The organism is Olleya sp. Hel_I_94, assembly GCF_007827365.1.
In the GTDB taxonomy this organism is placed as follows: Bacteria; Bacteroidota; Bacteroidia; order Flavobacteriales; family Flavobacteriaceae; genus Olleya.
Genome location: NZ_VISI01000002.1, coordinates 257,196 through 270,682 on the forward strand (window position 1 = coordinate 257,196; position 13,487 = coordinate 270,682).

General features: G+C 32.4%; 13 protein-coding genes. 5 read left to right on the forward strand and 8 right to left on the reverse strand.

Annotation, left to right across the window (positions count from 1 at the left end; all coding sequences use genetic code 11):
• The first annotated feature begins 28 nt into the window (after positions 1-28).
• Positions 29-2,602, forward strand: a complete 2,574-nt coding sequence (locus JM82_RS04165) for a T9SS type A sorting domain-containing protein (RefSeq protein WP_145001483.1) — start codon at positions 29-31, stop codon at positions 2,600-2,602.
• Positions 2,603-2,685: 83 nt separating this feature from the next.
• On the opposite strand, the gene JM82_RS04170 is transcribed toward JM82_RS04165, so the two are convergent.
• From JM82_RS04170 to JM82_RS04180, 3 genes are read right to left on the reverse strand one after another with little or no spacing between them, the layout of a single operon-like run.
• Entirely contained in the window at positions 2,686-4,227 is a 1,542-nt protein-coding gene (locus tag JM82_RS04170) for an acyl-CoA carboxylase subunit beta (RefSeq protein WP_145001484.1), read from the reverse strand.
• 51 nt (positions 4,228-4,278) lie between these two features.
• A complete protein-coding gene (gene accC / locus JM82_RS04175) occupies positions 4,279-5,721 on the reverse strand; it encodes an acetyl-CoA carboxylase biotin carboxylase subunit (RefSeq protein ID WP_145001485.1) in 1,443 nt (480 codons plus the stop codon).
• A 1-nt stretch (position 5,722) separates the two neighbouring features.
• On the reverse strand, positions 5,723-6,208 hold the full coding sequence (locus tag JM82_RS04180) for an acetyl-CoA carboxylase biotin carboxyl carrier protein subunit (RefSeq protein ID WP_145001486.1): 486 nt from the start codon (positions 6,206-6,208) through the stop codon (positions 5,723-5,725).
• A gap of 141 nt (positions 6,209-6,349) precedes the next feature.
• Between JM82_RS04180 and JM82_RS04185 the strand changes: the two genes are divergently transcribed.
• Positions 6,350-7,825: a T9SS type A sorting domain-containing protein gene (locus JM82_RS04185; RefSeq protein ID WP_145001487.1), complete on the forward strand. Its 1,476-nt coding sequence runs from the start codon at positions 6,350-6,352 to the stop codon at positions 7,823-7,825.
• On the opposite strand, the gene JM82_RS04190 is transcribed toward JM82_RS04185, so the two are convergent.
• From JM82_RS04190 to JM82_RS04200, 3 genes are all read right to left on the reverse strand, one after another.
• The gene (locus tag JM82_RS04190) at positions 7,815-8,507 is read right to left on the reverse strand and encodes a PrsW family intramembrane metalloprotease (RefSeq protein ID WP_145001488.1); all 693 of its coding nucleotides are present in this window, start codon (positions 8,505-8,507) and stop codon (positions 7,815-7,817) included. The two genes, JM82_RS04185 and JM82_RS04190, sit on opposite strands and share 11 nt — an antisense overlap.
• Before the next feature lie 9 nt (positions 8,508-8,516).
• Positions 8,517-9,068, reverse strand: coding sequence for an NUDIX hydrolase (locus JM82_RS04195; protein WP_145001489.1), 552 nt, complete (start codon positions 9,066-9,068; stop codon positions 8,517-8,519).
• 80 nt (positions 9,069-9,148) lie between these two features.
• Positions 9,149-10,237, reverse strand: coding sequence for a M42 family metallopeptidase (locus JM82_RS04200; protein ID WP_145001490.1), 1,089 nt, complete (start codon positions 10,235-10,237; stop codon positions 9,149-9,151).
• Positions 10,238-10,357: 120 nt separating this feature from the next.
• Between JM82_RS04200 and JM82_RS04205 the strand changes: the two genes are divergently transcribed.
• Both JM82_RS04205 and trhA read left to right on the forward strand, forming a co-directional pair.
• Positions 10,358-11,029, forward strand: a complete 672-nt coding sequence (locus JM82_RS04205) for a DUF4294 domain-containing protein (protein WP_145001491.1) — start codon at positions 10,358-10,360, stop codon at positions 11,027-11,029.
• A gap of 10 nt (positions 11,030-11,039) precedes the next feature.
• On the forward strand, positions 11,040-11,666 hold the full coding sequence (trhA, locus tag JM82_RS04210; protein ID WP_145001492.1) for a PAQR family membrane homeostasis protein TrhA: 627 nt from the start codon (positions 11,040-11,042) through the stop codon (positions 11,664-11,666).
• 29 nt (positions 11,667-11,695) lie between these two features.
• Here the strand turns inward: trhA and JM82_RS04215 are convergent, their stop codons facing one another.
• Entirely contained in the window at positions 11,696-12,565 is an 870-nt protein-coding gene (locus tag JM82_RS04215) for an AraC family transcriptional regulator (protein WP_145001493.1), read from the reverse strand.
• 196 nt (positions 12,566-12,761) lie between these two features.
• Here JM82_RS04215 and JM82_RS04220 point away from each other — a divergent pair, with 196 nt between their 5' ends.
• Complete coding sequence (locus JM82_RS04220; RefSeq protein WP_261375302.1) at positions 12,762-13,040, forward strand: DUF983 domain-containing protein; 279 nt, start codon at positions 12,762-12,764, stop codon at positions 13,038-13,040.
• Here JM82_RS04220 and JM82_RS04225 read toward each other — a convergent pair.
• A complete protein-coding gene (locus JM82_RS04225) occupies positions 13,037-13,465 on the reverse strand; it encodes a DUF4268 domain-containing protein (RefSeq protein ID WP_145001495.1) in 429 nt (142 codons plus the stop codon). The two genes, JM82_RS04220 and JM82_RS04225, sit on opposite strands and share 4 nt — an antisense overlap.
• Between the last annotated feature and the right edge of the window lie 22 nt (positions 13,466-13,487).

The window sequence follows — 13,487 nt, forward strand, 5'->3', positions numbered from 1 at the left end:
TGTTGTTCTAACCATTAAATAGAAAAACATGAAAAAAACAATTACGTTTTTATTATTGGTCTTCACGATTGTATCCTATGCTCAATCTATAGACTATAAATCGACACCTTATATAAAAGGGAGTAATTATTATCAAATTATTAAACAAGTCCGAGAGGAATTAGGAGCATTTAATAAAAATGCATCTAAAACTGAAATTAAAAAGCATAAACAATTTGAACGTTGGGCTTATTTTTGGAAAGATAGAGTAGATATTAACGGTAATTTCCCTAACGCTTTCTCAGGGTATTATAATGCAGGTATTATTGATGCCAATGGAAAAGTAGAAAACAACACTATTGTATTTAATCAAAGTAGCAGATCTTTAAATACTGGTCAAACCTGGACTAATATTGGACCACAACAAGTCCCAGATGCTAATGGTTATCCTAATTATCCGCAGCTTGGAAGGTTAACTAATTTTTTAAGATATAAACACGCTACAGATCCAAATCAAAACGTATTATTTGTAAGTGCTCCAGTTGGTGGTGTTTGGAAATCTACAGATAATGGTACATCATGGACGCCTAAATTAGATCATTTAGCAGGTATTGGTGTTACTGATATTAAAAGTAGTGCTACAGATATTAATAATCCTGGAACTATATACATATCTACAGGAGATTATGACGCTAAGCATATTAAATCAATAGGGATTTATAAATCAACTGATTTTGGCGAAACCTATCTGCCAACAAATTTGACATTTAGTTTAGACCAACAAGAGTCAACCTCTAATTTAATAGTTATTGATGCAAATACAGTAATTGTTGGAACTAATAAACACATTAAAAAAACAACAGATGGAGGTATCACTTGGACCAATGTTTATACTCATAATTATGACGATGCTGTAATAGGTAAGTTTCATAGAAATGGTAATAATATTATGTGTTCGGATAGTTGGGGTGGATTGTTTTTCTCTTCAAATAATGGAAGTACATGGAGTGTTTTAATACCAGAAGGTAACAATAGTCAACGTCATGCTATTACATCAGATCAATTAGGCGTGTTTTATGTACAAAGCGAAAATGGACAGATTTCTACATATAATACCACTTTAGCGTCACCAGTTTTAACTACCATTGGTGTGCCAGCAGTAGGATATAATACCCAAGGTTCTTATAACCAATGTTTAACTGTAAAAGATGGATTGATTATTAGTGGAGTAGTGGATGGAATAAATTCTGATGACTTAGGTAATACTTGGTATGTAACTTTAAACAATTCATGGTCTGATAATAGTTCTGCAGGTTCTTATGGACATGCAGATATACATGAAATCGGACCTTTAGATGATGGCTATTCTTTTTGGAATGTAAACGATGGTGGTTTAAATTTTGTAACCTATAGCAATATTGCAGATGAAAAACCTACGGTAGAATATAAGTCAAACGGAGTAATAGTAACGCAGCTTTATTCAGTAGCAATAACACCACAAACCACAACAGATAACATGATTATGGGAAACCAAGATAATGATGGTTACAGTTTAGAGTTAGTTGGAGGTGTACCAACATGGGTAACAGCAGGAGCAGGAGATGGTACTTGTACAGCAGTAGATTATACAAATCCTCAAATTAGATATTTAGGGTCACAAAATGGTGGGTTAACAAGAGCAAATAATGGCTTTTTAGGCGATGTTTGGGGAACAAGTTTAACAACACCAACTGCAGGAGCTCCTTTTGTTTGGACGCTAAAAATGCACTCCACAAATTCTTCAATATTATATGGTGGTTTTGCAGATGTTTATAAATCGGCTAATAAAGGAGACACTTGGACTAACTTAAACTCTGGAGCAGGAGCTATAGAGTATATCGAAACTTTTGGAAATAATTTAATTGTTATTGGCGAAACTTCTGCTAGAAAATCTATTAATGATGGAAGTACATGGACGACAATTAATCAACCTGAAGCTAGTGCTAAGATGAATTCTGTTTCATTAAATCAAAACAATACTAATATTTTATATGCAACAGTAAATGGTTATGTAGACGGATCAAAGGTTTTTAAATCTATCGATGGTGGATCAACTTGGACTAATATTTCAGCAGGATTACCAAACATAGTTGCAAAGCAAGTGGTTTTAAAACAAAATCAAGGTCAAGAGATTTTATTTTTAGGAACCGAAATTGGCGTGTATTTTAAAACAGGAACGGAAGATTGGGCTAAGTTAGGCGAAGGGTTGCCAAATGTGGTTATTAATGATTTAGAAATTAACTACACACAAGATAAATTGGTAGTTGGAACATATGGAAGAGGACTTTGGGAAATTAGTATTTTTAATGAAACCTTAGGTGTAGAAGAAGTACAATTATCTAATGAAGCTGCACCTGTAGTGTATCCAAATCCAGTAAATGCAGGACTTTTAAATATTAAATTAAACACTACCAATAGTAATTATGAGTACCAAATGTACAATGTGATTGGAGGTTTAGTCAAAAAAGGAAGCTTAACAACAGGATTAAATACTTTAGATGTTAGCACAATAGCGTCAGGGATTTATGTAGTAAGAATGACCGATGGTACAATAGTATCTTCTCAAAAAGTGATTATAGAATAAATAATAGCTAGTAATCTCTAATTTTTTAGGGAAACTAAAAAGAGCCTCAATTGAGGCTCTTTTTTTATATAAAATAGTCGTTTTTATAAAGGAATATTACCATGTTTTCTATTTGGTAATACTTCTTCTTTATGTTCTAACATTTTAAACGCTTTTATTAATTTACGTCTTGTGTTTTCAGGAAGAATAACTTCATCTATAAAACCACGTTCTGCAGCTTTATAAGGGTTAGCAAACAGTTCAGCATATTCTGCTTCTTTTTCTAAAAGTTTTTCTTCAGGATTGTCTGATTCTTTTATTTCTTTTCTAAAAATAATTTCGCTGGCACCTTTCGCTCCCATAACTGCAATCTCAGCACTAGGCCAAGCGTAATTTAGGTCTGCTCCAATGTGTTTAGAGTTCATGACATCATAAGCACCACCATAAGCTTTTCTTGTAATTACAGTTACTTTAGGCACTGTAGCTTCGCTTAAAGCGTATAATAGTTTTGCACCATGTACTATAATTCCGTTCCATTCTTGATCTGTTCCTGGTAAAAATCCTGGAACATCCACTAAAACTAATAACGGAATATTAAACGCATCACAAAAACGTGTAAAACGTGCTGCTTTACGCGAACTATTTACATCTAAAACACCTGCTAAAAATAATGGTTGGTTGGCAACAATACCAACGCTTTTTCCGCCAATTCTTGCAAAACCAACAATAATATTTTCAGCAAAATCTTTATGGATTTCAAAAAAGCTATCTTCATCAATTATACCTTTTATAACATTATGCATGTCATATGGTTTATTGGCATTAGTAGGAATAATTGTTTTTAGTTCTTCTGTAATTTCCTCACCTAATTCAAACGGTAAATCTTTTGGTTTTTCTAAGTTACTTTGTGGTAAATAACTAAGTAAACGTTTAACATCTTCAAGACATTCGATATCATTTGATGATGTGACGTGGGCTACACCAGATTTAGTTGAGTGCGTACTTGCACCACCAAGTTCCTCACTAGTTACCTCCTCGTTTGTTACTGTTTTAACGACGTTTGGACCAGTTACAAACATGTAACTGGTGTCTTCTACCATCATAGTAAAATCCGTCATTGCAGGACTGTAAACAGCACCTCCAGCACATGGTCCCATAATTGCAGATAGTTGTGGAATGACACCAGATGCTTTTACATTTCTATGAAAAATATCGGCATATCCACCTAAGGATTTTACACCTTCTTGGATACGTGCACCACCAGAATCGTTAAGACCAATAAAAGGCGCACCAACTTTGAGTGCTAAGTCCATTATTTTACAAATTTTTTCGGCATGTGTTTCAGACAAAGCACCTCCAAATACTGTAAAATCTTGTGCAAAAACATACACTAATCTTCCGTTTATTGTTCCGTAACCTGTAATAACACCATCACCATAAAATTTTTGGTTTTGCATTCCAAAATCAACAGTTCTATGGGTTACTAATGCACCAATTTCTTCAAACGAACCTTCGTCCATTAAATAAGTAACGCGTTCTCGGGCTGTTAATTTTTTCTTCTGGTGTTGTTTATCTATTCTTGCTTGACCACCTCCTAATTTGGATAGCTCAATTTTTTCGTTTAGGGTTTTTATTTTAGATTCCATATCTCTATTTTAATCACGTATGGTCGTAAATGCTATACGTTATGTAATTATCTAATTAGTTGGTAGTCTTAATTGCTTTTGATCCTCTAAATACTGTTTTACAGCAAAAAGAGCAGCTAATTTAGCTTCGTGTTCTGCATCTTGTTTTAAAGCTTCTGGAGAATAGTACTTTTTAACAAAATGTGTATCAAAATCACCCGATTTAAAAGCATCGTGATTAAACACAAACGTACCAAATGGCAACGTCGTTTCAATACCTTTAACATCGTAATCCGCTATCGCTTGACGCATTAATTGCATGGCTTCTTCACGTGTTTTACCGTAAGTAATTAACTTGGCTAACATTGGGTCGTAATAGATAGGAATATCCATACCTTGTTCAAAACCATTATCAACTCTAATCCCTTTTCCTTCCGGAAGTTTATACACGTCTAAATGTCCAACGCTAGGTAAAAAATCGTTTAAAGGATCTTCAGCATAAATACGTAATTCTAAAGCGTGACCATTAATTTTTAAATCAGATTGTTGTATGTCTAAAGCTTCGCCACGAGCCACTTTTATTTGTAATTCTACTAAATCAACACCTGCTATAATTTCTGAAACAGGATGTTCTACTTGTAGTCTGGTATTCATTTCAAGGAAATAGAAATTCTTGTTTTCATCTAATAAAAACTCGACCGTTCCAGCACCAACATAATCGCACGCTTTTGCTACTTTTATAGCAGCTTGTCCCATTTCTTCTCTTAATTCTGGAGTTAAAACTACACTTGGTGCTTCTTCAACTACTTTTTGGTGACGACGTTGTATACTACATTCGCGCTCAAAAAGATGAATAACATTACCATGCGTATCTGCCATGACTTGAATTTCGATATGACGAGGAGATCCCACATATTTTTCAATAAAAACAGAACCATCACCAAAAGCATTAACAGCTTCACTGATAGCGCGATTCATTTGAGATTCAAATTCGTCTTCTTTTTCCACAACACGCATTCCTTTTCCACCACCTCCAACTGACGCTTTTATTAGAATAGGAAAACCAATCGTTTTGGCTATTTTTTTAGCTTCAGGAATGTCTGTAATCGCTTGATCCGTTCCAGGCACCATTGGTATATCGTAACCTTTAACAGCGTCTTTAGCTGCAAGTTTACTACCCATGACTCTAATGGCATGCGATTTTGGGCCAATAAAAGTGATATTATTTTTTTCGCAAAGCTCTGCAAAATCTGCGTTTTCACTTAAAAAACCATAACCAGGATGTATACCGTCAACATTTAAGCTTTTGGCCACTTCTATAATTTTATCGCCTAATAAATACGATTGATTAGATGGTGCTTCTCCGATTAAAACAGCCTCGTCAGCAAATTTCACGTGAGGCGCATTACGATCTGCAGTAGAGTAGACTGCTACCGTTTTGATTCCCATTTTCTGGGCTGTACTCATGACTCTTATTGCGATTTCGCCACGATTGGCGACTAGTATTTTTTTCATGTTATTCAAATTCAATTAACAATTCACCTTTGTCTACAGTACTTCCCTTTGTTCCTGTCACAGACTTTATAACACCATCTCTAGGTGATACAATGCTGTTTTCCATTTTCATGGCTTCAAGGATAAGTAATGGTGTATCTACAGTAACTTCGTCTCCTGGTTTAACCATTATATCCAAGATTAATCCTGGCATTGGCGCTTTTATATTATCAATAACTTTGGAAGCACCAACCTCAAATCCCATTGCTTTTATTAAAGCATCCAATTGGTCTTCGATTTGAACGCTATAAAGGTTATTATTAACTTTTACGGAGTACGATTTTTTAAGAAAATCACTATCTGTGATTTCGACTTTAAAAGGTTTGTTATTGTCTAAAAGATGAAATGTATTCTGTTTAACTTCAACAGAATCAATGCTTTTTATAACATCTGAGTCTATTTCAAATTGATTAAGACCATTTGTTTTTACATTAAATTTTTGGCTCATTTTGTCTAAAATTATGAGGCATAAAGATAAGTAACTATAACGTTTTAGTAAAACAGAAATACAATATATTATTCTTTAATAGTTAACAATTACATCCATTAGGTTTATTTTTACGTACTTAAGTTATATACTTCATAGATTATGAAAATAAAATTACTTCTTTTATTATGCTTATTATTTCAGGTTGGTAACGCTCAAGACTTGTCCTTAGGATATAGTGCAAACGACTTAGCACAACATCCAATGCAAGATTTGGCTAAACCAGGTTATTTACAATCTGCAGCAGACCCATCTTTTCCAGCAACCCAAATACGACGTATTACTAATGCAGGAACAGGTAATTCTATTAAGCCTATGTATAGCACAATACAAGCTTGGAATGCAGATGAAAGTTTAATGATAGTTTATGGTGGAGGAAATCACCAATTATTAAATGGTCAAGATTATACCTTTATAAGAAACCTAACAGATGTCAATCCCGATGATATCGAGACTATTTTTTGGTCGTTTTTAAATCCAGATATATTCTTTTATATGGACGATGCTACGGATGATTTGATTAGTTACAATGTGCAAACCCAAGTAAAAACAGTATTGGTTAATATTAGAACAATTAGTAGTTGTGTTTCTAGTGACGGTTTAACAGGAGGTAACGATATCCAAATGATGTCTTGGGATGATGATGTATTTGCTTTTAGATGCGGAAATACTGCTGCATATTATTACAGAATCTCGACAGGAACGCTCACACAATTCAATCTGTCAGACGTTGCTTACACAGCTCCAATGCCTTTCCCTAGTGGTAATTTGTTTTTTCATAGAGGCGATGTTTATGATGCTAATGGTGATTTTGTTAGAAGTTTAAATATTGACGGTGTACAACATTCTTGCTTAGGAAAACTAAGTAATGGAGACGATGCCTATTACAATGTTAATTTTGAAGAAGGTGCAAATGGTGGTTGTCAAGGGACTTTAGTGGCGCACAATGCGACAACAGGAGACTGTTTTGCTGTTACAACTTATAGTGATTATGCATATCCAAAATCAGGAACGCACATATCGTCTTTAGCGCATAAAAATACTGAAGATGGTTGGGTTGCAGTTTCTTGTTTAGGTTTTCAGCGTGATGGCGTACAGATTTTAGATCAAGAATTATTTATCGCGAAGGTTAATGCGTTTGATGCAGATGTTTATAGAGTAGCTCATCACAGAAGTGATCCTGATGAGTTTGGATATTTTGCAGAACCACACGTTACAATTAGCCCAACAGGTACTAGATTATTATTTGGTAGTGATTGGAGTGGTACAGAAGACGGAGACTCTGTAGATAGTTATATAGCCGAATTAAATAGTTATACGCTATCAACTGCAGAGGTTGTAACGACTACTACATCAATCGCTCTATTTCCAAATCCAGTTAATAACACACTACAATTACAGTCTGCTTTAAATAGAACCATACAATTCTCTATTACTGATATTACAGGAAAGCAAGTCCATAATGCTAGCTTTTATAACAATGCAACAATAGATGTTAGCGCCTTAGCTAATGGTTTATATTTTGTAACTTTTAATAATGAAAGTACTTTGGATGCAATAAAATTTGTTAAGAAATAGAATTAAAATCGTCTTTAAAAACGGAACTATTTTGATGGTATCTAATGGCTTTTCTAGATAGGAAGATTCCGATAGCTAGAGATACAAAAGCACCAACCCAAATACCTGGGACAAAGTCTATAAATAAGAAAAAGTCGTAGGCACCATGAAATAAAATAGCAAAAAATAAGCCTAATAAGTTTAAGTATAGTTTGTTAGGTGCAAATTTTGCTTTACCCATAAAATAACCCATTAAAATACCAAAGGTAGCGTGAGCAGGCACTGCAGTAAAAGCTCTGGCAATTGCTGTTGCTGGTCCACTTTGCATGACGTACATGATGTTTTCGGTTGCTGCAAATCCCATGGACACCATCACTGCGTATACAATACCGTCAAAGGGTTCATTAAACTCTTTATGGCGTTGTGCAAAAAGTAAAACGATTAAAAATTTACTTAATTCTTCAGAAAAGCCAACAACAAAAAAGGCTTGTTTAAACTGTTCCCAAACACTTAGTTTATCTTCTAATGGCACAAGTATATTAAAAACAGAATAGAGTAGTGTAGTAATTATGATGCTAACAATAGCACCTAATAAAAACGAAATTATTAATAAGCGTTTAGGTTCTTTCTCGTACTTATCTTTTAGATAAATGTAAAATATAATGATAACAATTGGCGCTAAAGCCATTAATAGTAGTTGCATAGGTCTAAATTATAATATTTTTTCAGAAATTTGGTTTAGCACGTTTACATAATAATCTTTATTGCTTGCAACAAAATGACCATTTTCTTTACTATTCTCTAGAAGCGATTTAAACTGAGAAATAGTGACTAGCTTAAGTGCTTCAACTTCTTCTAACTGCGGTTTTAGTGTAGATATTGGTACTGTTAAAGGGGTAATATATGTATGATGAAACTCGTAATCTTTTATTCCGTTAGGGTAATTTTGAAAGCACTTAAAAACACCAATTTTTTGTAAATCACAAGAGTTTATTTGTAATCCAATTTCTTCCTTAATTTCTCTAATAGCACCAACCTCAATAGATTCTCCTGCATCAATATGTCCAGCAACAGATACATCCCAAAGTAAGGGATAGATTGCTTTTGAAGCAGCACGTTGCGCTAATAGTATTTGACCTTGGTTAGTATAAAACCAAATGTGTGCTGTATTGTGGTAAAGTCCTTTGTTATGAATCTCACTTTTTAAAGCAGATTGACCTGTGGGTTTACCATTTTTGGTGACTATATCTATTAACTCTTCCATAATTTATACGATTAAAAAAGCCTCTTTTAATAAAAGAGGCTTAATTATTAGTTGCTTATTAGCCAAGTTTGACTAAGCTATTATTTAAAATAAGAAAATGTTTCGCCATCTTCAATTTTAAGTAATGTTTCATAAATTAATTTAATTACGTTTTCTACATCATCTTGATGTACCATTTCTACAGTAGTATGCATGTAGCGTAATGGTAACGAGATTAATGCAGACGCAACACCACCATTACTGTATGCAAACGCATCAGTATCAGTTCCAGTAGCTCTGCTTAAAGCAGCACGTTGGAATGGTATTTTATTATCATCTGCAGTGTCTGTAATTAAATCACGTAATTTTTGTTGTACAGCAGGTGCGTAAGCAACAACAGGACCTTTACCAATTTCTACATGACCTTGTACTTTCATGTCAATCATTGGTGTTGTAGTATCATGTGTTACATCTGTTACTATTGCTACGTTAGGCTTGATAGTTTCTGTTATCATTTGTGCACCACGTAAACCAATTTCTTCTTGAACAGAGTTAGTAATGTAAAGTCCAAATGGTAACGTTTTTTTATTTTCTTTAAGTAAACGCGCGACTTCGGCAATCATAAAACCACCCATACGGTTATCTAAAGCACGACAAACAAATTTGTCTCCATTTAAAATATGAAACTCATCTGGATAGGTAATAACACAGCCAACATGCACGCCCATTTTTTCTACCTCCTCTTTATCTTTTGCACCAACGTCTATTGTAATGTTGTTTGGTTTTGGAGCTTCTTCCTTAGCTTTATTACGTGTATGTATTGCAGGCCATCCAAAAACCCCTTTTACAATACCATTTTTAGTATGAATATTAACTATTTTACTAGGTGCAATTTGATGATCACTACCACCATTTCTTACTACATAAATTAATCCATTATCAGAAATATAGTTAACGTACCAAGAGATTTCGTCAGCATGACCTTCAATTACCACTTTAAATTTTGCATCAGGATTTATAACTCCCACAGCAGTTCCGTAGGTGTCTGTAAAAAACGTGTCTACATAAGGTTTTAGGTAATCCATCCATATTTTTTGACCATCCCATTCGTAGCCAGTTGGTGATGCATTGTTTAAATATGTTTCTAAAAAGTCCATAGACTTTTTGTTTAGTATGCTTTTTGTTGCCATTTAATTTAATTTTTGTCTAAAATAACAATATTCACACTTATTTAATAGTTAGCAATACGTTAATTCTTAATTTTACAGTATAAGTTTCCGTTTTGGAATAGTTTTAGTAGTTATTTAATTATGAAATACATCCTTTTTATATTATTATGCATACCTACTCTTCTTGTTGGACAAGAAGTTAATATTATAGAGCAAGACTCAACAGAAGTTGAGTATATTATAATAGAAGGTGATTCAATACCCCAAAAATCTATTTATTTAGACGAAGTAATGATTTTGGATAAGCTTTCATTTAAATCTAAAGAAGACAGAAGACGTTACCTTATTTTAGGTCGCAAAACTTTAAAAGTCTATCCTTATGCTAAGTTAGCAGCAGATAGGTTAAATGCTTTAAATACAAGATTGCAGTCTTTAGATAGAAAACGTGATAAGAAAAAGTATGCCAAAAAAGTTCAAAAATATATTGAAGAAGAGTTTTCTGAAGAGCTTAAAAAGTTAACACGAACAGAAGGTCAAATTTTAGTAAAACTAATACATAGACAAACTGGTAAAACGACTTTTGATTTAATTAAAGAATTACGTAGCGGATGGAGAGCTTTTTGGTTTAATAGTACTGCTTATTTATTTAATATCTCATTAAAGCGCGAGTATGACCCAGAAAATGTAGAAGAGGATTATTTAATTGAAGATATATTAATACGCGCTTGGCAAAACGGTCAATTAAAATTAGTAAAATCACCTTTAGATTTTGAATATTTTAAGTTGAATAATAAATGGTCAAAAACAGAATAAAATTTATAAAATGCGAAAACAAACTCCTTTTGAAGAAAAGCTAAACGCACTGACACATAGTATTGGTGCTGCTTTTGGGATTGTAGCTTTAGTATTATTAATTGTTTTTGAAACCAAGAAAACTGAATTTAGTTTATTTAGTGTCGTGGTTTATGGACTATCCATAATAATCCTATTTACAGCATCAACTTTATATCATATTATTACTGACGAAAAAAAGAAACACTATTTTAGAATTGTTGATCATGTTAGTATTTACTTATTAATAGCAGGAACTTACACACCTGTTTTGCTAATTACTTTAGAGCAAAGTTTAGGTTGGATGCTGTTTTATATTGTTTGGGGAATCGCTGCTTTTGGAGTGGTATTAAAATTGTTTTTTACTGGACGCTTTAACACTTTTTCAACTTTACTGTACTTAGTAATGGGTTGGTTAGTGGTTTTTGATTTTTCAACACTATCTAGTTTAATGGATGCTAATGGTATTGTTTTACTTATGGCTGGAGGATTATCTTATACCGTAGGAATTGTTTTTTATGCTATTGAAAAAATACCTTATAATCATGTAATATGGCATCTATTTGTGTTAGCTGGAGCTATTTGCCACTTTTTTATGGTGTTATTTTACGTCATTTAAACTTGTGATGTTAAAATATGTAACTTAATTTAGTATTGCTTTTTAAAAGCCATAGGTGTTATGCCTGTTTTAGACTTAAAAAATTTAGAAAAATAAGCGTAATCAGAAAATTCTAAAGTATCTGCTATTTCAGCTAAGTTACTTTTAGAGTGTACAATTAGTCGTTTGGCTTCCAATAATAACCTCTCAGAAATTAATTGACTAGTGGTTTTATTTAAGGTTTGCTTGACCACTCGGTTAAGGTGTTTAGTTGTAATGTTTAGTTTATTAGCATAAAAATTAGGCAGTTTTTGCGTGTAAAAATATTGATTAATCAAGATTTCTAGCTGCTCTAAAATTTTAGAATAGCTAGATGTTATTAAGTTTTCAGGTTTTACATTTGCGGTGTATGCTCTAGTCAAATCAATGTAAATACTACTAATTAACGTAATTAGTTTTAATTCTTTTAATAGATTATTACTAGAATACTCATTGTATAATACCTCAAATTTAGTGCTTAAATCTAAAGTTTGCTTTGCGTCTAATTTTAGTGTTGGTGGATTTTGATAGGAGTAATAAAATGGAAAATTTTGCAATGCATGACTTAAAAAATTAAGATCATAAAAATCCTGTGTATGAAAAAAGATATAACCTTCCGGATTAGTGTCAAACTTCCAAGCATGTGTTTGACCTGGTTTTAAAAAAAACACCTTACCAGGTAAAACACTATAACTATTAAAATCAATTTCATGCATTCCTGTTCCTTTAGTAAATAAGACACACAAATAAAAATTATGACTATGTGGTTTTGTTATCAAGTCTTTATTTATCTGTATATGATTTAAAAAATCATTAACATACAGGTCATTAAAGGTTTTAATTTTTTTAAACTGATTTATTTTTAAAACAGGAATTTTCATATAAAATGTCTTAAAAGTACAAAAAATAGCGCTTTTATTATAGGTTTAAATATATAACATATACTTAATTTTGCGCTATAAATATGTAAGTTTTATGAGTACCGTTTTAAATGTAATACAATGTAAATGTCCTAATTGTAAAAAAGGAAAAATGTTTAGCACTCGTGGTAATATATTGTTTTTTAAAATTCCTGAAATGAAAACTAGGTGTGAAGTATGTGATTTTAAATTTGAAAAAGAACCAGGTTTTTTCTTTGGAGCTATGTTTGTTAGTTACGCACTTGCTGTAGGACAAATGATTATAAGTTTAGTTGTATTCTGGCACCTAATAGACTTTTCGCCATTAAAAGTCTTTTTAATAATAGCATTAATCACGTTATTATTAAGCACCTTAAATTATAAAATTTCTAGAGCTATTTGGGTTCATATATTTTATAAAAAACCTATAGAAAGTAAAATTAATAAGGTAGATTAACCTTCAATAACATCCTTATATTCTTCAAAAAAAGCTTCTAGAAGCGACATATGTGTATTAAAAAACACCATAACTTCCTGCCATGTGTTTTTATTATGGATGGATACTTTATGACCTAAAGGCACATAAATACGTGATATTTCTTTACCATTATCTAATAAAAATTCTTCATCATAAATAGCATCAGGTAAGTAATCGTCTATTAAAATAGACTTTAAAGCCATTAGTTTTTCCCAATAATTAATGCGGTTTTCTAAGTCGTCTTCTAAGTCAAGCGCTATCAAGGCTTTTTTATTATCAAAATAAAACTTTAAGCTTAAGCCTTTTAATTTAGTATTATATAAAATCCATTTTCTAGGAAATGACTTCCCAAAACTGGTCCAAAATAGTTCTTTAATTTGTCTGGATTCTTCTTTAGAAAACATAATTTTAATACATTATTGGATG